We start from the raw sequence: 24,104 nt of genomic DNA, 5'->3' as shown, positions 1-24,104 counted from the left end.
GGAATATATATGAAAATATGTTATTTGTCCGATGCCAATAGCATACATACTAAAAAATTTTGTGACTTTTTTAAAAATAAAGGATATGATGTATCTGTTATATCTCTAAACGATGGATACATAGATGGTATTTCTGTATATAATTTAAATTATGATATAAATGATATAAAAAAGAATAGTTCTACTAGAAAATTAAAATATATACTTTCTTTTAGAAAGATAAGCGGAATTATAGATAAAATAAAACCGGATTTAATTCATGCACATTATGCAACCAGTTATGGATTGTTGGCAGCACTGTCTAAATTTCACCCATTTATATTATCTGTTTGGGGAAGTGATGTATTTGATTTCCCTAAGTCAGGAATATTGAATAAAATGATGCTGAAATATAATTTGAAAAAGGCAGATAAAGTGCTTTCCACAAGTAAAGTTATGTCAAAAGAAACTAGTAAATATACAGATAAGAAAATAGAAATCACACCATTTGGGGTGGATTTAAATATATTAAAACCATCTGAAAATAAATATGATGATAGAGATACTATAACTATAGGTACTATAAAGACCCTTGAAGAGAAATATGGTATAGAATATTTAATAAGGGGTTTTGCCAAAGTAAGTTTTAAATATCCAGGTATAAATTTAATATTGGAAATAGGTGGCAAGGGATCTCAGAAAGAATATCTTGAAAATTTATCTCAAAAATTGGGAATACATAATAAGGTTAAATTTCTTGGATTCTTAAATAGGCAGCAGGTTGTAGAAACTTTCAATAGATTTGATATAGCTGTTTTCCCTTCTGTTTTAGATAGTGAAAGCTTTGGAGTAGCAGCAGTAGAAGCTCAAGCATGTGGTACTCCTGTTATAGTTTCCAATGTAGGAGGTCTCCCTGAAGCAACATCTCCAGATGTGTCAAGTATCTTAGTAAGAAAAAAGAATAGTGACGATATACAAAATGCACTGGAAAAATTAATTTTAAATAAAGATTTTAGAATATCAATGGGAAAGAATGCAAGAAAGTTTGTAGAAGATAATTTTAATATAGAAGATAATTTTAATAAAGTGGATAGAATATATAAAGAAATAATAAATGTATAATTTATGTTGGTGGTGAAATTATGAAAATATTAACTGTAGTTGGAGCAAGACCTCAATTTATAAAAGCAGCAGCAGTATCTAATGGTATAAGAAATGAATTTAAAGAAGTATTAATTCATACAGGACAACATTATGATGAAAATATGTCAAAAATATTTTTTGATGAACTTAATATACCTAAGCCAGATTATAATCTTGGAATAGGATCTGGAAATCATGGTAAACAAACGGGTACCATGCTAATAGAACTTGAAAAAATATATTTGAAGGAAAAACCTGATTTGGTATTAGTATATGGTGATACGAATTCAACATTGGCAGGAGCTCTTGCAGCAAGTAAATTATTAATACCTGTAGCTCATGTAGAGGCAGGCCTTAGAAGCTTTAATATGAAAATGCCAGAAGAACAGAATAGAATATTGACAGATCATATATCCTCAGTATTATTTCCACCTACGAAAACTGGCGTATATAATTTGAAAAACGAAGGTATAAAAGAGCATGTATATAATGTAGGTGACGTAATGTTTGATGCTGTAATAGATTTTAAAAAGTTAGCTATGGAGAAATCAAATATAATTGACAGATTAAATTTATATAATGGTAAATACATTTTGACAACTATACATAGAGCTGAAAATACCAATGATATACATAGGCTGAAAAATATTGTATCAGCTTTGAATGATAGTGGCAAGGAAATTGTGCTTCCACTTCACCCTAGAACTAGAAAATATATAGATGATTATGGATTAACATTTAGTGATAAAATAAAATTAATTGAACCTGTAGGATATTTAGACATGATAAGTCTTGAAATGCATTCGGAGAAAATTGTTACAGATAGTGGAGGAGTTCAGAAAGAAGCATTTTTTATGAAAAAGCCATGCATAACTATGAGAGATGAAACTGAATGGGTTGAAACTGTAGAAAATGGATGGAATATTATTGTTGGAACTAATGAAAATAATATTCTAAATGCTATAGTAGAATTTACTCCAGAAAGAAAACAGGAAGATATATTTGGTGATGGAAAAGCTGGAGAAAAAATATTAGATATATTAAAGAAGGAAATATATAATAAGTAAGGTGAAAAGATGAAAATATTATTTTTAACTCAGTATTGTCCTCCTGAAGTTGGAGCACCCCAGAATAGAATTTTTGAATTTGCAAAACGTCTAAAAAAATTTGGACATGAGATTACAATTCTTACAGCTATGCCAAACTATCCCAAGGGAGAAATATTCGATCAATATAAGGGAAAGAAGCTTGTAATAGAAGAAATTGACGATATAAGAATAATAAGAACAAGTATATATGCCACTAAAGAAAAAGGTTTTATAAAAAGACTCAGAAATTATCTATCTTTTACATTTTCTTCTGTAATTACTGGAGCAAAACATGTTGGACATCAGGATGTAATTATAACCGAGTCACCTCCTCTTTTTTTAGGTTGGTCAGGATATGTAATATCTAAAAAAATAAAGGCAAAATTTGTTTTTAATATATCTGATTTGTGGCCGGAATCAGCGGTTAAATTGGGAATGCTTCATAATAAACTTTTAATAAAGGCATCTACCTGGTTGGAAGAATTTTGTTATAGAAAAGCGGATGCAATTACTGGCCAGACAAAAGGGATTGTCAACAATATAATCATGAGAGGATTTGACAGCAATAAAGTTCATCTTATAACCAATGGTGTAGACACTGAATTTTTCAAGAAAGAAAACAGGGATGAAGAATTCAGAAAAAAAATAGGAATAGAAGGTAAATTTGCATCATGTTATGGTGGAATACATGGATTGGCACAAGGACTTGAAGTTATTATAAATGCAGCTGAAATTTTAAAAAATCATGATAATATACAATTTATTTTTGTTGGTGATGGACCTGAAAAAGAAAAGCTCAAGAATATGGTAAAAGAAAAAGAACTTAGCAATGTTACTTTTATTCCAGTGCAACCCAAGAAGAACATGCCTAAGATAATTGCTTCTATGGATGCTTCAATTATACCACTAAAAAAACTGGATTTATTTAAAGGAGCTCTTCCATCTAAAATGTTTGAAGCACTAGCTACGGAGCTTCCAATTATTCTGTCCGTAGAAGGAGAAGCTGCCAATCTTATAAATGCGGCTAAAGCGGGAATAGTAGTTGAACCAGAAAATTCTGAAGAGATGGCTGATGCAGTTTTAAAATTAGCTGAGGATAAAAAATTAAGAGCTGTATTTGGAGCCAATGGAAGAGAGTATGTTACTGAAAATTATTCTAGAGATAAAATAACTAGAAATCTAGAAAATATACTTAAGAATATTTTATAAAAAATTAAAATTATGTGTCTTAAAATCTGAGGAGGCTATTATGCAGGATACAAATACCATTAAGGCAGCGTTAAAAAAAGGCCTTGTTCAAATATTTAGTGCAAATTTTATAAATAAAATAATACAATTTGGTATAGTAATGCTTTTAACTAGAATATTATCAGTAAATCTTTATGGTAAATTTGTATATGCCCAAAGTATATTAAATATGTTTTTATTGCTGGAAGGACTTGGAATGGTATCAGGTTCACTTCAGTACTGTAGTATGGAAAATATAGAAGAAAAAAGGCTTTCCTATTTTAAATATGCAATTAAAATAGGAGGAATGTTTAATGTTATTATAGCTATTTGTATTATAATATATACTACTTTTTTTAAACTACCTGTTGAAGGTAGTACTGAGATATTATTTTACATGTCTTTAATGCCTCTTTTAACTATATTTTTTAATGAAATTCAAGTGTTACTTAGATCGGAATTTAGAAATAATGAATTTTCTTCTCTTACAGTTATAAATACTTTATTATATTTTATAGGAAATATTGTACTTGGAAGATATTTTAGTATAAAAGGTATAATTATAGGAAGATATATATCGTATATTATATCAATTTTAATTGGAATATATATGATAAGAAATGGATTAAAAAAGCTTGTAAAAATAGACTATCCAAAATTAAAAGAGAAAAAAGATTTTTTGAAATATTCAGTTGTTTGTTGTTTTACTAATGCGATGTCGCAAATATTATATATGATGGATACTTTCTTTGTAGGAATTATAATAAAGGATAGTTCAGTTGTAGCTTCTTATAGTGCTGCTGCTCAAATACCATTTAATCTTACTTTTATTCCTATGTCAATAATGATATTTGCCTATCCATATTTTGCTAGACACTGGAATGATAAAAAATGGATTAAAGATAAATATAAAATGCTTATTAAATATTTATTTATTTTTAATTTGATAATAACTATTATACTTATAGTATTTGCACCTTATATTATAAATATAGTATTTACTAAAAAATATTCTGATGCAGTTACTAATTTTAGAATATTATCTATAGGGTATCTTGTAGCAGGAACTTTTAGAACACCATCTGGAAATATACTTGCAAGTATGAAATTGGTAAAAGTGAATTTTTATAATTCCATGATAACGGGAATAGCCAATATATTATTAAATGTAATTCTTATAAATAGCATTGGATCTTTAGGTGCATCTTTAGCTACAGTTTCAGTATATATAATATCATCAATTTTATATAACATATATTTAATGCGTTATATTAATAATTGAATTATATATGAAATTGGAAGAATATTTTAAATTTAAAATAAGTAGTGTGGAGGAATAAATTAAATGGCAATTTATGATATGATATTATATTTATCAATTTATCTCTATATAATTATTATGCCTCTTATATATAGTAAGTATAAGTTTATGAACATTTCTTTTAATGGGGATATATGGCTTGCAATAGTAATTGTTATATATCTAGTTGGACTTGTGTTTTTTAAAGATACTAGAAGAAGGTTTATACGGGGAATAAAAAAATTTTTTACAAATTATTTAAGTCTTTCAATATTGGCACTTATAATTATAATGTTAGCATCCTTTATATATGCTGAAGATATAACATCATCTGTAAGTTCAACTAGTAGATTTATAAGTTATATTGCAATATATTTTATAATACTATGCGAAGGAAGTAAAAGAAAATTCTTGAAAGGTATCTTATTATGCTATATATGTGTTTCTCTTATAATAGGTGTGGTAGGAATATTTTACTACATAAATGGAATTGGTATTGTTCAAGCTGGAGAGGGAGTACAAAGGATTAGAATTGCATCTACTTTAGAAAATTCTAATAATCTAGGAGCTTATTTTATTTTGATTATATTTCCAACAATAATGCTTGCTATTAAGAAAAAAGATAAAAAGAAAAAAATATTTTACATAATAAGCACCTGTATATTTCTAGCAAATATAGTATTTAGTTTTTCAAGAAATGCATGGATTGCTTTTATTGTTGGTTGCATAATTTTTGGAATTATGTACAGCTTGAAATTTTTGTTTGTCTTAATTCCTATTGTAGGAATTAGTTCTTTTATACCACAAATACGGGATAGATTAAAGGAAATAACAGATATAGGTCAGAATACGTCTAGAATTAAGATATGGGATGTAGCCACTATGATAATAAAAGATCATACAATTAAAGGAGTAGGAAATGGAAATTTTGAAGAAGCAGCAGCCAGGTATATGTACCAGCGACCTGGATTAAAAACCAGTAATTTTATTCCTAAACATCCTCATAATATTTTTCTGGAAATGCAGAGCGAAATGGGTGTATTTGGAAGCGTAGCTTTTATAGCAATTATAATTTCAATTATAGTTAAACTTGTATATTTCATTAAAAATGTTAGAGATAAATTTTATTCAGCTTTTTATAAGGGATTTTTTGTATCTTTCATAGTATTTTTGATAATGAACTTACTTGATGATTTCTTTTCAGCACCTAAAGTAATAGCATTTTTTTGGATTATTATAGCAGTGCTGCAGGCATATGAAATAGAATGTGATGACAATCCTGTTGAAATAAAAAATATATTTTAAATTGGTGGTTATAACATGAATATAGTACAGGTTATATCTGGAAATGATAATGGTGGAGGAGCCAGACATGTTTTAAATATTTGCAATAACGATGTTTTTGATATGAAAAGTTCTATTGTAACTATAGGGAAAGGTTTTTTATATGATGCTGCTATTAAAAACAATATAGAAGTAGTCAATTTTGGATATAAAGATATTTTAGGTGAAAAATTTTTAAACTACTTAAAGCACAATGACATAGACATATTAAATTTTCATGGAGCTAAATCAAATTTTTTATATTCTGTAATAAATAGAAAATTGAATATTTTATGTGCCGTTACAGTCCATAGTGATTACAGATATGATTTTCTAAACAACAAGTTAAAAAAGTACATATATACACCTTTAAGCATTAGAGGACTTAAAAAATTTGATAATTATATATGCGTATCAAATTATCTTAAGAATTTATTGGATGAAAGTAATTTTACAGGCAATAAATATGTGGTGAATAATGGAATAAATTTCAATTCTCCCAAGATAGTATTAGCAAGAGATGATTTGAGGATGAAATTCAACATAAATAAAGATGATTTTGTATACGTAATGGTGGCTAGAATGCATCCTATCAAAAATCACGATACACTTATAAGAGCTTTTTATATGCTGCAGAATAAATTTTCAGATACTAAATTGATTCTGGTTGGAGACGGAGAATTGGAAGAAAGTTTAAAAAGTATGGTGGAAGATTTAAAGATGAAGGATAAAGTTATATTTACAGGTTTTAAAAATAATGTACTGGATTTCATAAATGCCTCGGACATAAGCATACTTACTTCATTTAATGAAGGAGGAGCTCCTCCACTTGTGGTACTTGAAAGTGCTCTGTTAAAAAAACCGGTTATATGTTCTGATGTAGGCGATATGAAGTTAATTATTAATAGCAAAAATGGATATTTAATAAATCCAAAAGACAAAAAAGATATATATAATAAAATGGAAAAATCTTATTTAAATAGATATAAACTAGATGTTGTAGGAAATAATTTTTATAAGGATATGTTAAATGGATTTTCAATGAAAAAATTCTGGGAAAATTATTATAAAACATATTTACATATTTTAGGTGGAGTGAAGTAAATGGGAAAGAAGACATTAATGAAAAGTTCCCTATTGGTTATGATTTTTATAATTGGGGGAAAGGTACTGGCTCTCTTAAGAGATTCTTTAATAGCTTCACAATTTGGAGCTACATATGTTACTGATATATATAATTTTGCAATAGGTATAGTATATCTTTTAACTACTATAAGTTATGGTCTTACAACTACATTTATACCATTGAATACAGAATACATAGAAAGTGGAAATATAAAAAAGAGAAATAGATTTGTAAATAACATTATAAGTATATCTTCTATTGTAACTGTAATTATAACTGTACTGCTTGTCGTTTTTACAAAACAGATAATATATATATTTGGTCATAATTTTACGTCTCAAACAGTAATATTCAATACATCTGTTCATGTAACGAGAATAATGTTCTTATCGCTTATATTTGTAACACTGCAGAGTATACTGGCAGGGGCGCTTCAGTCACATAAACAATTTTATGAACCTGCAGCTATGGCACTGATGTCAAATATAGTGTATATAATATATCTTGTATTTCTTACAGCAAAATACGGAATAATAGGTTTCGCTGCAGCCACTGTAATAGGATTTTTTGTACAGTTTTTAATAAATGTTCCTAAATATAGAAAGCTTGGATATAGATATTTTCCAGTATTGAATTTTAAAGATAGTGATACTATAAAAATGTTTAAATTGATGATTCCAGTAGTTATAAGCACATCAGTAGTTCAATTGAATGTTTTTGTAAATAGGTCATTTGCAATAAATATTTATTTTGGAGCGGCTACTGTACTGGATTACTCAAATAAAATAAATACTTTGGCTTATGAAGTATTTGCTATTGGTATAGCTATGATTGTATATCCAACATTATCAGAATTGGCAGTTAAAGGAAATCTAGATAAATATAAAAAGTCATTATCAAGTGCGTTGACTACCATAATAATTATAATGGTTCCCGCAGCAGTTGCTATAGGAATGCTTAGAATGTCTCTTGTAACTTTAATTTTTAGAAGAGGGGCGTTTACTTTAGAGGCTGCAAAGCTGACTTCAAATGCGCTCCTATTTTATTGTCCTGCGATGATTGCATATGGGATACGTGATATACTCAATAAAGCCTTTTATTCTTTAAAAGATGTAAAAACACCTATGATAAATAGTTTTTTAGGTATAATTGTAAATATAATTATAAATATATTTATAGTTAAATATATGAAGGTATCAGGGCTTACACTGGCTACTACCATCTCAGCAGTGACAACTACAATTCTCATGTTTTGGAATTTGAACAGAAGAATTAAAGGAATTGATATCTCAAGGATATTTATAAATTTTATAAAAGTCATTGTTGCTTCAGGTATAATGGGTGTTGTCATATTTATTATAAATAGATTATGCAATTATACATTTGCAAGTACTATGAAGGCAAGTCTGGTTTCAATACTTGCATCATTAGTAATTGGAACTATTGTATATGCTGTATCTTTATATATGGTTAGAATTCGAGAATATTTAAATTTAATTAATTTAATAAAAAGTAGAATATTCAATAGATAAAGAAGGTGCTTTTAATTAAGAAGGAACGTATTTTGGAAATGGATGTAATTAGGGCTATGGCTATACTTGGGGTAATAGGGATACATATTTCTGCAACTACACTCAGATATAATCCATACCCTACTACGTACAATATTACATTTATATTAAATCAGATATGTAGATTTTCTGTTCCTGCCTTTATATTTATTTCGGGAATGGGTATTACTATATCTTATAATAGAAAAGAGAATTACTTTTATTTTTTATGGAAGAGATGTAAAAAGGTTTTACCACAATATCTTGTATGGTGTTTAATTTACATAATTGCTGTAACTAAAAATTATAATATACATCAGAATATAGATTATATTATACATGGAAAGGTGTTTTATCATCTATATTTTATACCATTGATAATAGAATTATATTTGATATTTCCTATAATTTATAGATTTATAGGAAAGAGATGGTTTGCAATATTGAGCTTTGGTATTACTGCAGTTATGATTATATATACATATTATTTTATAAATGTGACTCCTGATATGTGGTTTTTTGACAAGAAGAATCTACTGTATTGGATCTTTTATTTTTCCATTGGTGGATATATAGGAAAACACAAGGATACTATATTACCTAAATTAAGAAATTATAGTTTTTTGATTTTAGGATGTCTTATAATTTCCATGTTGTATGTTTTGAATTCACTTATTTTTTATAAAGCAATTGGAAAAAATTTAGAATATTTAGTGACTTTTCAAAGACCATCGATTATAATATACAGTACCTTGTTTATATTATTTATATTCAGCTTTAATTGGAAAAATAAATTATTTATGGGTATAATAAAATATATATCCAAAGGATCCTATAGTATTTATTTATGTCATGCATTAATACTGTATTTTTATACACAATATTATATCTCAAATGGATATGCATTGAATAGTTTACACTTTGAATTAAAAGCGTTTTTCATTACATTTTTTGGAGCTTTAATAATAAATGAATTAAAGAAATTTTTATAAAATATAAAAATTAAATAATGAGGAGGCTCTCATGAAGGCTGAAGATATAAAAATTGATCCGGCTGAAGACATAAGCAGCAAGAAAATTCAATTTATAGTAAAGAGGATAGTGGACTTCATACTTGCTCTTATTGGTTTGATAATTTTAAGTCCTGTGTTTTTGGTAATTACATTATGGATAAAAAAAGATTCTAAGGGACCTGTTATATTTAAGCAGACAAGAGTAGGTAAAGATGGTTTGGATTTTACGATATATAAATTTAGAACCATGATAGTAAATGCAGAGAAAAAAAGAAAGTTAAATATAGATACAAATAATTTGGAAAATTTTATATTTCAAAGTAAAGCTGATAATAGAATTACAAAATCAGGGGCTTTTTTGAGGAAAACAAGTTTAGATGAAATTCCTCAGCTTATGAATGTACTTATTGGAAATATGAGTCTGGTAGGTCCAAGACCTGAAATACCAGATGTGGCAAGAGTTTATCCAGAAGAATATAAACAGAGACTTATGGTAACACCAGGAATAACAGGTTTGGCTCAGATAAGCGGAAGAGGAGAAATTGAACTTGGCAAGACTGTATACTATGATTTGACTTATATAAAGAATTTTTCACTATGGTTGGATATAAAGGTACTTTTTAAAACATTCTCTTCTGTATTTAAAAGTGAAGGAGCTTTTTAAAGTATGAATGAACAAATGTTTACGAATATATTGGACTATAAGGTTTTCAATGGTACCAAAAAACAATTTATGAATTATATAGAAAAATTTGAAAAGGTAAATATAATATCAGGTAATCCTGAAGTACTGTATAATGGTCTTGAAAATCCTGTATTATTCAAATGTTTTACGAGTAAATATTCCATTATAATACCTGATGGTATAGGTACTGTTATAGCATCTAAAATTTTAAAAAATCCTGTAATTGAAAAGATAGCGGGAATAGATATAATGAAACAGATTATTGAGAAATGTGAGATTGAAAATAAGGCTGTATATTTTTTGGGAGCTGAACAAAATGTACTTGAAAATTGTATGAAAAATTTAAAAAACATCCATAAAAATTTGAATATAGTTGGATCTCATAACGGATTTTTTGATTTGAAAAATTGCAATAATATTATAGAAGATATAAAACAAAAAAGACCTTATGCCATTTTTGTAGCAATGGGATCTCCAAGACAGGATATATTTATAAGCGGCAACATGGAAAAACTTCCATGTAATATATTCATGGGTGTTGGGGGAAGTTTTGATGTTTTTGCAGGAAAGGTAAAGAGAGCTCCAAAGTGGATGGTTAATATTGGAATAGAATGGTTTTATAGAGTAATAAAAGAACCCTGGAGAATAAAAAGATTAATATCAATACCTAAATTTTTAATAAATATTATACAGTACAATAAAAAATAGTATTTTCTATTGTACTGTATAATATTTATCTAAGGAGTTTTTTTTAACAATCTCCCAAAATTCATTTTTTGTAAATCCTCAATTAGATTAGACTGAATTTTAGATAGAGCACGATGTACTGCACAATAGGAACTATTGTCCATGTTGCAGTTTTCAGGGTCATCAAGACATCTATTTATAAAAATAGGTCCATCTATGGCTTCGATAACATCTTTTAAAGTAATTTCATCTGGCATACGATTGAGGGAGTAACCTCCATTGACACCTCTATAGGACTTTATGATTCCATGTCTAGTTAATTTTCTAAGTAATTTCAAAAGAAATCTAAGTGGTATACCTTGATCTTTAGATATAGATTTAGCCTCGATTTTTTCTCCATATCCAAGTCCTGATAGATATAATATAACTCTAAATCCGTAGTCTGTTTCTTGTGTAATTCTCATATTATCTCTCCAAATATAAATTATATTAATAGAGCTCAACAAAGATACTATTTAACCTTTTTATTATATGATCAAATAGTATTTATATGTTAGTTTAATTATAACTAAATATGAAGATAATATAAAGTAAAATTATGAAAGTATTTTTATTTTTATAAAATATTTTATGAATGTTAAGGTAATTTATCAAGACTTTCCAAGGTATAACCAGAATGCTTCCAATCCTTAATAACAGAGTCCAAAATTTCAGAATTGGTTTTTGAAACTGCGTGTAATAGTATTATAGCTCCATTATGAGTTCTATCAGTTATTTTCTTTTTAGCAGATTTAGGTAAAGGCTGGCTATCCCTGTTCCAATCATTGTAAGCAAAACTCCAGAATATAGTTTTATATCCTAATTTTTTTGTGTAGAATAATGATAATTCACTATATTTTCCCATAGGGGGTCTGAAAAATTTAGGCATTTCTTTACCAGTAGCTTTTCTATAAGCATCTTCTGTAATAGTGAATTCTTCTTTGAATTCATCAGGAGTTTTAGCCCTCTGGGCCATAGAAGGATGTTTGTTTGAATGATTACATACTAAATGACCTTCATTTACCATTCTCTTTATTAGATCCTTATTATCCCGTATATACGGAGTGGTTGTAAAGAAAGCTGCTTTTACATTATTCTGTTTTAATATATCAAGTATCTTACCTGTGTATCCATTCTCATATCCTTCATCAAAAGTTAGATATAACACTTTTTTAGAGGTATCTCCTAAGTAATATCCAGAATATTTTTGCAGAAGAGATATAATATCAGCAGGTTCTTCCGATGGTAATCCATCGCTTTTAGGCTTGAAAAACCAGTTTTTTTCAGTCATATCCAATTTAGAAATATCTAAACCTTTAAGAGAATTGGAAACAGGTTTTTCTAGAGTATTGGAAGCATTTACAGTACAAATATTTATTTGGGAAATAAATATTGTAGAAATTATAAATATTAATAAAAAATGCACAATATTTTTTTTCATTTATATATCACCTACCATAACTATGATATATTTATGGTATACTATATAGAACAATTTATACTATGAATAGATTGGAAATATATTAAGGAGATTATAAATAATATATGGATGATTTTTTAAAAACTATATATAAAATATATGAATTTATAAATAAGGAAGTATCTGTATATGAAAAAAATGATTATATAGATACTTTTAAAAGAAGCATGAAAATCAATGTGAAAGACAGGTTTTCTACTAGATACTACAAATATATAAAAGATAGTAAAAGATCAGGAATAGTATATACTCCTAAAAAAATAGCGGATTATATGGTTAAAAATTTAATAGATTCAAATGAAGTGATCAATAATCCATATATTAAAATACTGGATCCATCATGTGGATGTGGAAATTTAATATTTTCATGCTTTCAGTATTTGAAAGAAATATTTCTAAATAATATTAATGAAATAAATAAAAAATTAAATAAAAAATTAAATCCAGATGAAGTAGAGTATCATATAGTCTGCTATAACTTGTTTGGATTTGATATAGATAAAACAGCTATTATTATATTAAAAATAGACTTATTTAGATTAAGTGGCAGTATGAATAATAAAAATTTCATTGTAAAGGATTTTCTAATGGATGAAATAAGAGATAAATTCGATTTTATCATAGGTAATCCTCCTTATATAGGGCATAAAAATGTAGAAAAAAATTATTCTAAAATATTAAAGGATAAGTATAAAGAGGTATATGAAGATAAGGGAGATGTATCTTACTGCTTTTTCAGCAAGGCATTAAAATGTTTAAATAAAAGAGGAAAATTGGGTTTTATAATATCCAGATATTTTTGTGAAGCTTCAAGTGGAAAAAAATTGAGAAAATTTATATTGGATAATGCAAGTATAAAATTAATTGTGGATTTTTATGGTATAAGGCCTTTTAAAGATATAGGAATAGACCCAATTATAATTTTTCTTAAAAATGAAAAAAATTGTAGTGATGAAAATAAAATAAAAATTATAAAGCCAAATAATAAAGGAGAATTCACTAGATTTTTTATAAAAAAGGGTGATTTGGATTCAGAAGAATGGGTTATTATAGATGAGAATGAGAGAAAAATATTAAATAAGATAAAAGAAAAATGTGAAATTTCACTATCAGATATATGCGATAGCCACCAGGGAATAATAACTGGATGTGATAGGGCTTTTATATTAAATCGTCAAGTTATTAAAACACGACATATAGAAGAAGACATAGTTAGACCATGGATAAAGAGCAGTTATATTAATAAGTACAAGGTAAATCCTACAGAAACATATATTATATATTTAAATAATGTAGAACAACAAACATATAAAAATTCAATAAATTATATAAGTAGATATAAGGAAAAATTAGAAAATAGACGAGAGTGCAAAGTCGGGAGGAGAATGTGGTATGAAATTCAATGGGCAAGAAAACCTGAAATATTTGAAAATAAAAAAATTGTGTTTCCATATAAATCTTCTCATAATAGATTTGCACTTGATAAGGGAAGTTATTTCAGTGCAGATGTGTATTGCCTAATATTAAAGAAACAGAGCATTTTTAATTATGAAATGTTATTGTATATACTAAATAGCCCCATCTATGAATTTTATATTAAGAGTTTTGCTAAAAAATTAGGAGAAAGTTTATATGAATATTATCCTAATAAACTTATGAAATTAAAAGTTCCATATATTGATTATGACCATATTAAGGATACTGAGTATTTATATGAATTTTTTGGATTTAGTAAAAAAGAAATAAATATATTGGAAAATAGATGTAAGTAATACAAGTTAAATATGTTTAAAAATATATTATATGGTAAAAATATATTATAAATAAAAAATAAATTATAAAAATAGAGGAAAATTATTCCACACAGCGAATATTATCTTAGAGTATCTAATTTTACATTATGAACATTTTTATGTATGAAATTGAAGTTTCAAATACTTTAATAAAACTTAATGGTTTTTAAAATTTTACAAAGGAGAGGGGGTAAGAGCGTCTGACTCGGACTGTGTAGATTCTTGCACATACTAAAATTTATACATTTATATATAAATTTTAGACATATGGAAATATGCCATTATTACTGTATGTAAAATTAAAGTTAAGCTATAGCTTAACGCTAAGACCATATATGGCATTTTATATATTAAACCATGGTTTTAGTAGAGTTTTTATGATATGAATTTAGAATTTGAAGTTAAAAATGATAAACTTATAGTTCATATGACCGGAGAACTAGACCATCATAGTGCTGAAGAAGTAAGAAATAAGATTGATGATAGACTTGAAAGGGATAACATAAAGAAACTTATAATGGATTTTTCTCATGTGAGTTTTATGGATAGTTCAGGTATAGGTGTTGTAATTGGAAGGTATAAAAAGCTAGGCTTAAAAAATGGAACTGTTTGTATTGCAAAAGTTATAGATTCAGTAAATAGAGTATTTCAGTTATCAGGTATGTTTAAAATAATAAAGGTGTATGACAGCGTTGAGCAGGCTATTGATAATATTTAATGGGGGGATAGAGACATGTATGATAACAGTATGAAAATAGAGTTTGTTAGCAAATCGCAGAATGAAAGCTTTGCAAGAGTATCAGTAGCAGCTTTTGTATCACAATTAGATCCAACTATAGATGAATTAACTGATGTAAAGACTGCAGTTTCAGAAGCAGTTACAAACTCTATTATTCATGGTTATGAAAACGGAAAGGGTATTGTAAAAATTGAAGCTTATATAAAGGAAAAAGAACTTACTTTAATAATACAAGATGAAGGTGCTGGCATAGAAGATATAAATCTTGCTATGCAGCCCCTGTATACTTCCAGGCCTGATTTAGAAAGATCAGGCATGGGATTTACAGTTATGGATACTTTTATGGATTCTCTTGAAATACAATCTGAAAAGAACAAGGGGACAAGAGTATTGATGAAAAAAGTTTTTAAATCATTAAGTTAGGTGAATAATATGAGTGAGGAAGCTGTAAAAATATCTAATTATGACTATAATGACAATTTAAAACTTATAAGAGCTGCCAAAAAAGGGGACAAAAATGCGCTGAATAAGTTAGTAGAAGTTAATTTTCCATTAGTTACTTCTATAAGTAAGAAATTTTTAAATAGAGGCTATGAATATGAGGACATATTCCAGATAGGATGTATGGGTCTTATGAAAGCAATTAATAATTTTGATGAAACATATAATGTGAAATTTTCTACCTATGCAGTACCTATGATAATGGGTGAAATAAAAAGATTTTTGAGAGATGATGGAATGATAAAAGTTAGCAGAAGTGTAAAAAACACTGCTAAAAAAATCCATTATGATAAAGAGGCACTTACAAAACAGTTAAATAGAGAGCCTACTGTTGAAGAGCTGGCTAAGTACTCTGGAATAAAGGTAGAAGATTTAATATTTGCATCGGAATCTGCAAATAATATGCAATATTTATATGATACTATACATCAGGATGATGGAGCACCAGTTCTCTTGATAGATAAGCTAAGTCAGAATCCAAATGAAGATGTTGAGATGGTAGACAGGATAGCTTTAAAGGAAACACTTAAAAGTTTGGATGTAAGGTCAAGACAAATAATAATGTTAAGATATTTTAAAGATAAAACTCAAGTACAAGTTGCCAAAATGCTTGGTATAAATCAAGTGCAAGTATCAAGAATTGAAAAGAAAGTATTGAAAACTATGAAAGATATTTTGAATCAATAAACAAGTAGGTTTCGTAATACAAAAGTATTTACGAAACCTACTTGTTTATGCTAATTGCCTAATTTGGATTGATTTTGTGAGTTTGCATCATTTGTCGTATCTGTATTATTGGTGTCTGTATTATTAGTATTGTTATTAGTAGTATTAGTAGTATTATTGGTATTGTCAGTAGTATTAACATTACTATTGGCATTATTACTATTTATATTTTTATTATTGGAGTTTTGATTATTTAAATCAGTTGTATTGTCATTGGAATTTGGAGTATTTACATGTTTTCTTTTTGATTTAGTATTTTGCTGATTATTTGTTTTATGGGAATCTTTATTATTATTATTAAATAATGAATCAGATATTGTATCTTCTTCTGTTGGTTCAGTACCATCTATAAATACTTCAGTATAGTATTTACTTTTTGATGGATTCAAAAAGTAAAGTGGAGATGGTAGTTTGCCTGTTTCAGAAGAAACTTGTTCAGTTACAACTCCAGAAGGCATAGTTAATTCTTTATAAGGTAATTCTTCATGAAAAGCTGTCATTATAGATGCCCAAACTGCAGCTGAAGAGTTACTGTTTAAACTTGATATTTGTGAATTATCATCATTTCCTATCCAAACTGAAGCGGAGTAGTAGGGAGTTAATCCTGAAAACCATAAATTTTTGTCATCACTTGAGGTACCTGTTTTACCTCTAGCCATATCACTAAAATTAGCTGCAGAACCTGTTCCTTCTGAGCTTACAGGAGCTTTTAAAAGATCAAACATTACATATGCAGCATTTGCTGATAATACCTTTCTAGAACTTACTTTTGATTCCAAAATTACTTTTCCGGATCTGTCTGTAACTTTTGTATAAAGTCTAGGTGAAGTATATATGCCATTATTACCAAATACTCCATAGGCAGCAGCCATTTGCAGTGTATTTGTACCATGGTACATTTCTCCTAGTGAAAGTGCAGCCATACTTGATTTATCCGTAGTATCCAAATTCAACCCAAATTTTTCTGCATATGAAGCACCTGTTTTAAGTCCTATAGTATCTTCTACTTTAGCAGCTATAACATTTGATGATTTCATAAGTGCAGTTCGCAATGTCATATTTGTATATGAAATAGTACCTTCATTTGTTGGATTATAAGCACTGCCATTTGCTCCATATTTTCTGGCTGTGTCATCTGACCATGGTGAGTCTTCAAGTATAGTTGCTGCAGTATATTTTTTAGACTCTATAGCAGGACTATATACAGTTAAAGGCTTTATTCCAGAACCAGGTGGTCTTAAATAACTTTGAGAAGCTGCCCTATTATATGACATGGCAGGTTGAGTGCCTCTACCTCCAACTAAAGCCTTTACCTCTCCAGTATGGTAGTCCATAACTACAGCTGAAGCTTGAGGTTGTATTATTCCATTTTTATCTTTTGCAGAATTATTTTGTAATACAGTAGAATTATTCAATATACTTTCAGTTTGCTTTTGAAGGTTTTTATCCATAGTAGTGTATATTTTTAATCCTCCATAAGTTATCATTTGACTAACCTGTGAATCAGTGTAATTGTACTTTGTCTTTAAATCATTTTTTACCTGCTGCATTGCAGGCATAGAAAACCATTCGTGTTCCAACCTGTTGCTTTGGGGAGTATACGGTTTTATATGTAAATTTCCCTTATTTATATTATTTATAGCTTCAACATATTGTTGTTCACTTATGTAATTATTTTCATACATCTTTTTCAATACACTTTTTGTTCTGTTTAAATATATAGATGGATTTTTTTTAGAAGCACTGGAATAAGGATAATATACAGATGGACTTTGAGGTATACCTGCAATAAAGGCACATTCAATTAAATTTAATGAACTGGCCGACTTGCCAAAGTATTGTTGTGATGCGGATTCAACACCGAAAGCTCTTCCACCTAAAAAAATTGTATTCATATATCCTTCAAGAATTTGATCTTTGGTTAAAAGTTTTTCAAGCTTTATGGAAAGATACATTTCTTGTAGTTTCCTTGTCATAGTTACTTGTGGCGACAGATATATACCTCTTACCAACTGCTGAGTTATAGTAGATGCTCCCTGCAGTCCAGATTGTCTTTTTAGTTTATTTTCAATATCTATTAAAACTACTCCCACTATTCTTTTTATATCTATACCTTTATGCTTATAAAATCGTTCATCTTCAATACTTATAAAAGCATGTTTCAAATTATCAGGTATATTATTAAAAGAAAGAACAGTTCTTTGCTCGGTACTGGTCACTGTATCTGCCATATTTCCTTTATTATCATATAAAACTGAAGGCTCATTTAAATTTAATACACGATTTACATCTAGAGCAGGTGCACTTTTTATGATAGCTGCTCCAACTCCAATACATATTACAACTATTGATAAAAATATGCAGATTAAAATAGTAAATGAGAGTTTCAAAGTTTTTTTCTGAGTTTTCTTTGGAGTTTTTTTCCGAGACTTTTTTTGGCTCTTTCCCATAATTGCCCTCCTTATTAAAATTGTCCATTTTATTATAAAATTACATTATTAATATTAGCAATGTTTCTAATATTTTTCAATGTTTTTAACAATACTAATAGGTAGATAAAAATATTGAAATATAATGATAGTAAATATTATTATATTATATACCATATTAAGATAATATGTAGTTATCAAATATTTGGGTAATATATAGATATATTGACTTATATGACTTAATGTGACATACTAATAGTACAAAATTTATTAGTACATTTTATGATTGGAGGAATTTAGATATGGATAAATATGTTTGTAGTGCCTGTGGATACATTTATGATCCAGAAAAAGGGGATCCAGATAATGGAGTAAATCCAGGAACAGCATTTGAGAATTTACCAGATGATTGGGTATGTCCACTTTGCGGAGTTTCAAAGGATGAATTTGAAAAAGAGAGTTAAAATATAAAAGTACAAAAGAGGAAGAAGTAATTTAAATTGCTTCTTCCTCTTTTAATTTTTAAATTATAATTTGCTTAAAAATTGAATGGAATAATTTCCAATATAAATTCACTATTGTATTTATATTATAATAATTATATAATATATAAAAATTCTGTTAATATTCAATTCAGCAAAATAACCGATTGAATTGCTTATGACCTATGGTAAGGGGGGTTGTAATATAGTGGAAAAGACAATATTACAATATCAAAAAGCATTTAATAGTGCAATTGCTAGATTTAAGAAAAATAAATCCATATTGGCTGTTATGGTTTTTGGAAGTATAATTACAGGAGATTTATGGGATGAGTCAGATGTAGATCTATTTGTAATATATGACAATAATGCTTCAAGTTTAATAAATATATATACGGAAGAAATAGGTATTCCAATTCATATTAAATTTATGAGTAAAGGTAATTTCATGCAAATTAATGATGAAAATTTAAGAGGTGGTTTTATACATAGAATAATATCATCTTCTCGTTTGGTGTTTTCCAAGGACATGGAAATAAGTTCTAGATATGATATAATTAGATATTATCCAGATATAGATAGAGAAAGATGGAATATGGTGTATGTGGGAAAATTGATTAAAAATATTTCCATATGTAAAAAATATTTACAAAATGATGGTATTTATACTGCATATATTGAAGCAATTAAGTCAATAGAGGAATTTTCTAAGTTGTATGTTAACTCTGCAGGATATATGATAAGCAAGGATGCCGTCAGTGTTGCTGTAAATTTAAATGATAAACTAAAAAAATATGTTAAAAATCTATTATTCTGTAGTAAAGAGGAAAAAGATATAGAGATATCTATAAGAAATTTAATTGAATACTTTGATGAAAACATAAATTTAAATATATCAAAGCTTGTAAATGTATTAATAAATTATATTAAGAGAAAAGATGATTTCTTGAGTTCTGAACAAATAAAAAAAGATGAATTATTCAAGGAATATGATATATGTATGGAAGAAATACTAGACAAACTTTGGAAGAAGAATATAATAAAAAAGCAAATAAGAGATTACAAATTGGAAGATGGTAGTATACTATCTAAAGAAAATGTGTATTTTGTTTAGATTAATACACAAAACAAATGGATGTGATTGAATCGAATAAGTATTTTTTAAAATTTGATCGTCAGGGAATAGTTAAATACAAGGCTATAGCAAAGCATATAAAAAAGCTAATTGACTCCAATAGTATAAAAGATGGGGAGAAATTACCTTCCATAAGAAAACTATCTGAATATTTGAATGTAAATAGTATAACTATTGTAAATACATATAAAAAGCTTGAAAGTGAAGGATATGCTTTTCAAAAGCTGGGCAGCGGAACATATGCAAAGAGAAAAGATATAGATAAAAATTTTCGAAGAGAATACTCAAAAGTATTAAAAAAAATATCTAATAACGGTTATACAGAGTATATGGATTTTACAGGAGAAACTCCAAATGGAGATTTTTTCCCTGTAAAGTCTTTTAAAAATGTAATAGATGAAGTTCTTGACAGAGATGGAGCCAAAGCTCTTATTTGTCAGGAAGTTTTAGGATATGAAGGACTTAGGGACAGTATAAGTCATATCTTTTGGAATAACAAAATCAATAGTGAGGATATATTAATAGTTTCGGGAGCACAACAAGGAATAGATATAGTATCTAAAGCTATAGTTAATACAAATGATGGTGTGATTTTAGAAAAACCAACTTATAGTGGGGCATTATCTGTATTTAAATGGAGAAGGGCTGAGATATTTGAAGTTCCTGTAGATAAAGATGGTCTCAGTATTAACAAGTTTGAAAAAATATTAAGAAAAAATACTATAAAATGTTTTTATACAATGAGTTATTTTCAAAATCCAACAGGTATGAGTTATAGCTATGAGAAGAAAATACAGATACTCAATTTAGCACAAATATATGATTTTTATATTATAGAAGATGATTATTTATCAGAACTTATTTATGATGACAGAATAAAATATAATAGTTTTAAAAGTTTAGATACTAATGATAGAGTAATATATATAAAGAGTTTTTCAAAAATATTTTTGCCTGGAATAAGAATTGGTTATTTAGTGCCGCCTAAGAGATTTAAAGAGAGTATACAAAATTGTAAAATAAACACAGACATATCTACTTCAAGTATTATGCAAAGGGCACTTGATTTATATATTAGAAAGGGATTCTGGAGAAACTATATAAATAAGTTGAATAGCGTCTACTCGCATAGATATGATTATACAAAGTACTGTCTTGTAAAGTATTTGAAAGATAAAGCAGTATTTAATGACCCGGGAGGAGGACTTCATTTTTATTTGAGAATACTGGATGAAATCTCTATAAATACAATTCAGCTTTTTAATGAAGCTAAAAGTAGAAAAATACTAATAACTCCTGGAACTTTATTTTACAAAAACCCATTAGATGGACAAAAATATTTTAGGTTGAGTTTTTCCCAGGTAAAAGATCAGGATATAAAAACAGGGATTAATATTATATCAGATATTATGAACCAAAAGAGGTAATGTTATGGGCTTAAATGGAATGTTGAAAGTAGATTGGAATGATATAGATTCTTATACTACTGAAGAGATAAGTTATTTTTTGTCTCTAGAAGGCAAAAGTATAGATTCTATAAGTAAAATAAGAAATTTAGATAGAAAGACGATTGAAAATCATATAATAAGTGGTAAAATAAAATATGGAATTTTGGCTAAAAGTGGCAGCGAAAAACAGCTGCTTTATAAAATATCCATATCTGGAAAATTTGATAAAATAAATGTACTTAAAAATTTAGACAAATCTAATGAAAAAAAACTAGTTGAATTTATAAAGTTGAATTATACAGACATGCGAACCAAAGATAAAGAAACTGCACTTTGGATACTAGGAGAAATAGGAGATATGGAGGCCTTTGATGTTCTAGTAAAGGGAGTAGTCCATAAGCATGTAAATGTTAGAAGAATGGCAGTTTCTGCTATTGGAAAATTAGGCTGCAAATCAGGAAATAAGTTAGGAGAAAATGCACTTATAAGAGCTTTAGATGATACAAACCCTCAAGTTATAATGTATGCCATAAAGGCTTTGATTAAAATAAAAAGTGAAAAAGCAGCGGAAAAAATAGAATATATAAAAAATAATACAGATAAAGAATATTTGAAGATATGCTCACAACAATATTTAAATATTATTAAACAAAATATTTAAAAGAGGTGAAAAGTTTGGGTTATTTTACAGTGAAGAATGAATCTCGATATGAATTTGAAGAAAAAAAATCCACATTTATAGGTCGTGTAAGGAGAATTTATTCTGAAGATGAAGCCAAAAAATTTATAAATAAAATAAAACGCGGTGAAAAAGAAGCAAGGCACAATGTATATGCCTATGCTATAGGAGAAAATATGAATATACAAAGATATAGTGATGATGGTGAACCGCAAGGTACAGCAGGATTGCCTATCCTTGGAATAATCAAAAAAAATAAAATAACAGACGTGGTGGTAGTAGTTACAAGATATTTTGGAGGAATTCTATTAGGAAAAGGAGGTCTTTTGAGAGCTTATTCCAAAGCTGCATCCAAGGCTATAGAAGATAGCGGCATAATAGAAAAAATTAAAGGTGTAGAGCTTGATATAATGGTAAACTATGAAGACTTGGACAAAATTAAACATGGTTTTGAAAATGAATTGTGGCATATAGAAAATATAGATTATTCAGATAAAGTTAAAATTTTAATGTACTGTCCATTGGAATGTAATGATAAAGTTATAAATAAGACTATAGATATAACTAGAGGAAAATGTCAGGTAATAGTTGGAGATGAAGAAGACTATTTTAAAATGGAAAATAGGTTGTATAGGGAAGAAGATTTGTGCGAATAAACGTTTATATGATATAATATTTAAGATTTTATATAAATGGTATTTGGGAGGGAATGAATATGTCAGGACATTCAAAATGGCATAATATACAAGCTAAAAAAGGTAAAATAGATGCCCAACGTGGAAAGATATTTACTAAAATAGGTAAAGAAATTGCAATTGCAGCAAAAGATGGTTCAAATCCGGATACAAATTCAAAACTAAGGGATGTTATTGCAAAGGCAAAATCCAATAATATGCCTCAAGATACAATAAATAGAGCAATAAAAAAAGGTTCTGGAGAAATGGAAGGACTGAATTATGAAGAAGTTACATATGAAGGCTATGGACCAAGTGGTGTAGCTATAATAGTTAAAGCTCTTACTGACAATAAAAATAGAACTGCTGGAAATGTTAGAACCGCATTTACAAGAAGTGGTGGAAACTTAGGAGCTAATGGATGTGTAGGCTATATGTTTCAGACCAAAGGTCAGATAATAATAGAAAAAACAGATGATATGGATGAAGACGACATGATGATGAAGGTTTTGGATGCCGGTGCAGAAGATTTTGAAACTCAGGATGAAGTATTTGAAATAACTACTACTATAGAAGAGTTTGGAAATGTGAGAGATTCACTTGAATCACAGGGATTTAAATTTATATCAGCTGATATTATTATGATACCAGATACTTTGACAGCTGTTGATATGGAAACAGCCGAAAAGGTGCAGAAACTTATAGACAAACTTGAAGATGATGATGACGTCCAAAATGTCTATCACAATGCGGATTTCCCTGATGAATTTGATGATTAGGCGGTTTAGACAAAGTCAACAAGTTTAGTATATTTTCAAAAAGTCGAGTTATAACGGTATATATAAAATATAAAACATA

General features: G+C 27.9%; 23 protein-coding genes. 20 read left to right on the top strand and 3 right to left on the bottom strand.

The window, feature by feature from the left end; genetic code table 11:
- Positions 1 to 9 precede the first annotated feature (9 nt).
- The 10 genes from KM800_RS03050 to KM800_RS03005 all read left to right on the top strand — a co-directional run bounded on the left by KM800_RS03050 (position 10) and on the right by KM800_RS03005 (position 11,142).
- On the top strand, positions 10 to 1,101 hold the full coding sequence (locus tag KM800_RS03050; RefSeq protein ID WP_217811744.1) for a glycosyltransferase: 1,092 nt from the start codon (positions 10 to 12) through the stop codon (positions 1,099 to 1,101).
- A 20-nt stretch (positions 1,102 to 1,121) separates the two neighbouring features.
- Positions 1,122 to 2,189, top strand: coding sequence for a non-hydrolyzing UDP-N-acetylglucosamine 2-epimerase (wecB, locus tag KM800_RS03045; protein ID WP_217811743.1), 1,068 nt, complete (start codon positions 1,122 to 1,124; stop codon positions 2,187 to 2,189).
- 9 nt (positions 2,190 to 2,198) lie between these two features.
- Complete coding sequence (locus KM800_RS03040; RefSeq protein ID WP_217811742.1) at positions 2,199 to 3,419, top strand: glycosyltransferase family 4 protein; 1,221 nt, start codon at positions 2,199 to 2,201, stop codon at positions 3,417 to 3,419.
- 40 nt (positions 3,420 to 3,459) lie between these two features.
- The gene (locus KM800_RS03035; protein WP_217811741.1) at positions 3,460 to 4,719 is read left to right on the top strand and encodes an oligosaccharide flippase family protein; all 1,260 of its coding nucleotides are present in this window, start codon (positions 3,460 to 3,462) and stop codon (positions 4,717 to 4,719) included.
- A gap of 63 nt (positions 4,720 to 4,782) precedes the next feature.
- On the top strand, positions 4,783 to 6,042 hold the full coding sequence (locus KM800_RS03030; protein ID WP_217811740.1) for an O-antigen ligase family protein: 1,260 nt from the start codon (positions 4,783 to 4,785) through the stop codon (positions 6,040 to 6,042).
- A gap of 15 nt (positions 6,043 to 6,057) precedes the next feature.
- Entirely contained in the window at positions 6,058 to 7,164 is a 1,107-nt protein-coding gene (locus KM800_RS03025) for a glycosyltransferase (protein ID WP_217811739.1), read from the top strand.
- The gene (murJ, locus tag KM800_RS03020; RefSeq protein WP_217811738.1) at positions 7,165 to 8,718 is read left to right on the top strand and encodes a murein biosynthesis integral membrane protein MurJ; all 1,554 of its coding nucleotides are present in this window, start codon (positions 7,165 to 7,167) and stop codon (positions 8,716 to 8,718) included.
- A 38-nt stretch (positions 8,719 to 8,756) separates the two neighbouring features.
- Entirely contained in the window at positions 8,757 to 9,728 is a 972-nt protein-coding gene (locus KM800_RS03015; RefSeq protein ID WP_217811764.1) for an acyltransferase, read from the top strand.
- Between the two features lie 31 nt (positions 9,729 to 9,759).
- Positions 9,760 to 10,413 carry a sugar transferase gene (locus KM800_RS03010; RefSeq protein ID WP_217811737.1) on the top strand — a complete coding sequence of 218 codons (654 nt, stop codon included), beginning with the start codon at positions 9,760 to 9,762 and terminating at the stop codon, positions 10,411 to 10,413.
- A gap of 15 nt (positions 10,414 to 10,428) precedes the next feature.
- On the top strand, positions 10,429 to 11,142 hold the full coding sequence (locus KM800_RS03005) for a WecB/TagA/CpsF family glycosyltransferase (RefSeq protein WP_217811763.1): 714 nt from the start codon (positions 10,429 to 10,431) through the stop codon (positions 11,140 to 11,142).
- Between the two features lie 29 nt (positions 11,143 to 11,171).
- Here KM800_RS03005 and KM800_RS03000 read toward each other — a convergent pair whose 3' ends face one another.
- Complete coding sequence (locus KM800_RS03000) at positions 11,172 to 11,585, bottom strand: RrF2 family transcriptional regulator (protein ID WP_217811736.1); 414 nt, start codon at positions 11,583 to 11,585, stop codon at positions 11,172 to 11,174.
- A 173-nt stretch (positions 11,586 to 11,758) separates the two neighbouring features.
- Positions 11,759 to 12,601 carry a delta-lactam-biosynthetic de-N-acetylase gene (pdaA, locus tag KM800_RS02995; RefSeq protein ID WP_217811735.1) on the bottom strand — a complete coding sequence of 281 codons (843 nt, stop codon included), beginning with the start codon at positions 12,599 to 12,601 and terminating at the stop codon, positions 11,759 to 11,761.
- Positions 12,602 to 12,705: 104 nt separating this feature from the next.
- Here pdaA and KM800_RS02990 point away from each other — a divergent pair, with 104 nt between their 5' ends.
- The 4 genes from KM800_RS02990 (at position 12,706) to sigF (ending at position 16,360) form a co-directional block, all read left to right on the top strand.
- A complete protein-coding gene (locus tag KM800_RS02990) occupies positions 12,706 to 14,412 on the top strand; it encodes an Eco57I restriction-modification methylase domain-containing protein (protein ID WP_217811734.1) in 1,707 nt (568 codons plus the stop codon).
- A 403-nt stretch (positions 14,413 to 14,815) separates the two neighbouring features.
- Positions 14,816 to 15,151 carry an anti-sigma F factor antagonist gene (gene spoIIAA / locus KM800_RS02985; protein WP_217811733.1) on the top strand — a complete coding sequence of 112 codons (336 nt, stop codon included), beginning with the start codon at positions 14,816 to 14,818 and terminating at the stop codon, positions 15,149 to 15,151.
- A gap of 15 nt (positions 15,152 to 15,166) precedes the next feature.
- The gene (spoIIAB, locus tag KM800_RS02980; protein ID WP_217811732.1) at positions 15,167 to 15,595 is read left to right on the top strand and encodes an anti-sigma F factor; all 429 of its coding nucleotides are present in this window, start codon (positions 15,167 to 15,169) and stop codon (positions 15,593 to 15,595) included.
- A gap of 9 nt (positions 15,596 to 15,604) precedes the next feature.
- Positions 15,605 to 16,360 (top strand): RNA polymerase sporulation sigma factor SigF, encoded by a 756-nt coding sequence (gene sigF / locus KM800_RS02975; RefSeq protein WP_217811731.1) that lies wholly within the window; start codon positions 15,605 to 15,607, stop codon positions 16,358 to 16,360.
- Positions 16,361 to 16,410: 50 nt separating this feature from the next.
- Here the strand turns inward: sigF and KM800_RS02970 are convergent, their stop codons facing one another.
- The gene (locus KM800_RS02970; RefSeq protein WP_217811730.1) at positions 16,411 to 18,849 is read right to left on the bottom strand and encodes a transglycosylase domain-containing protein; all 2,439 of its coding nucleotides are present in this window, start codon (positions 18,847 to 18,849) and stop codon (positions 16,411 to 16,413) included.
- A gap of 281 nt (positions 18,850 to 19,130) precedes the next feature.
- Between KM800_RS02970 and rd the strand changes: the two genes are divergently transcribed.
- The 6 genes from rd to KM800_RS02940 all read left to right on the top strand — a co-directional run bounded on the left by rd (position 19,131) and on the right by KM800_RS02940 (position 24,025).
- Positions 19,131 to 19,292 carry a rubredoxin gene (gene rd / locus KM800_RS02965; protein ID WP_217811729.1) on the top strand — a complete coding sequence of 54 codons (162 nt, stop codon included), beginning with the start codon at positions 19,131 to 19,133 and terminating at the stop codon, positions 19,290 to 19,292.
- A gap of 226 nt (positions 19,293 to 19,518) precedes the next feature.
- A complete protein-coding gene (locus tag KM800_RS02960; protein WP_217811728.1) occupies positions 19,519 to 20,424 on the top strand; it encodes a nucleotidyltransferase domain-containing protein in 906 nt (301 codons plus the stop codon).
- 23 nt (positions 20,425 to 20,447) lie between these two features.
- Positions 20,448 to 21,872: a PLP-dependent aminotransferase family protein gene (locus tag KM800_RS02955; protein ID WP_419195453.1), complete on the top strand. Its 1,425-nt coding sequence runs from the start codon at positions 20,448 to 20,450 to the stop codon at positions 21,870 to 21,872.
- A gap of 4 nt (positions 21,873 to 21,876) precedes the next feature.
- A complete protein-coding gene (locus KM800_RS02950) occupies positions 21,877 to 22,554 on the top strand; it encodes a HEAT repeat domain-containing protein (RefSeq protein ID WP_217811726.1) in 678 nt (225 codons plus the stop codon).
- Positions 22,555 to 22,568: 14 nt separating this feature from the next.
- A complete protein-coding gene (locus KM800_RS02945; RefSeq protein ID WP_217811725.1) occupies positions 22,569 to 23,228 on the top strand; it encodes a YigZ family protein in 660 nt (219 codons plus the stop codon).
- Between the two features lie 59 nt (positions 23,229 to 23,287).
- Entirely contained in the window at positions 23,288 to 24,025 is a 738-nt protein-coding gene (locus tag KM800_RS02940) for a YebC/PmpR family DNA-binding transcriptional regulator (protein WP_217811724.1), read from the top strand.
- Positions 24,026 to 24,104: the final 79 nt, after the last annotated feature.

Origin of the sequence: Clostridium tyrobutyricum, from assembly GCF_019144085.1 — a bacterium.
In the GTDB taxonomy this organism is placed as follows: Bacteria; Bacillota; Clostridia; order Clostridiales; family Clostridiaceae; genus Clostridium_B; species Clostridium_B tyrobutyricum_A.
This window is presented reverse-complemented; position numbering and strand designations above follow the sequence as displayed.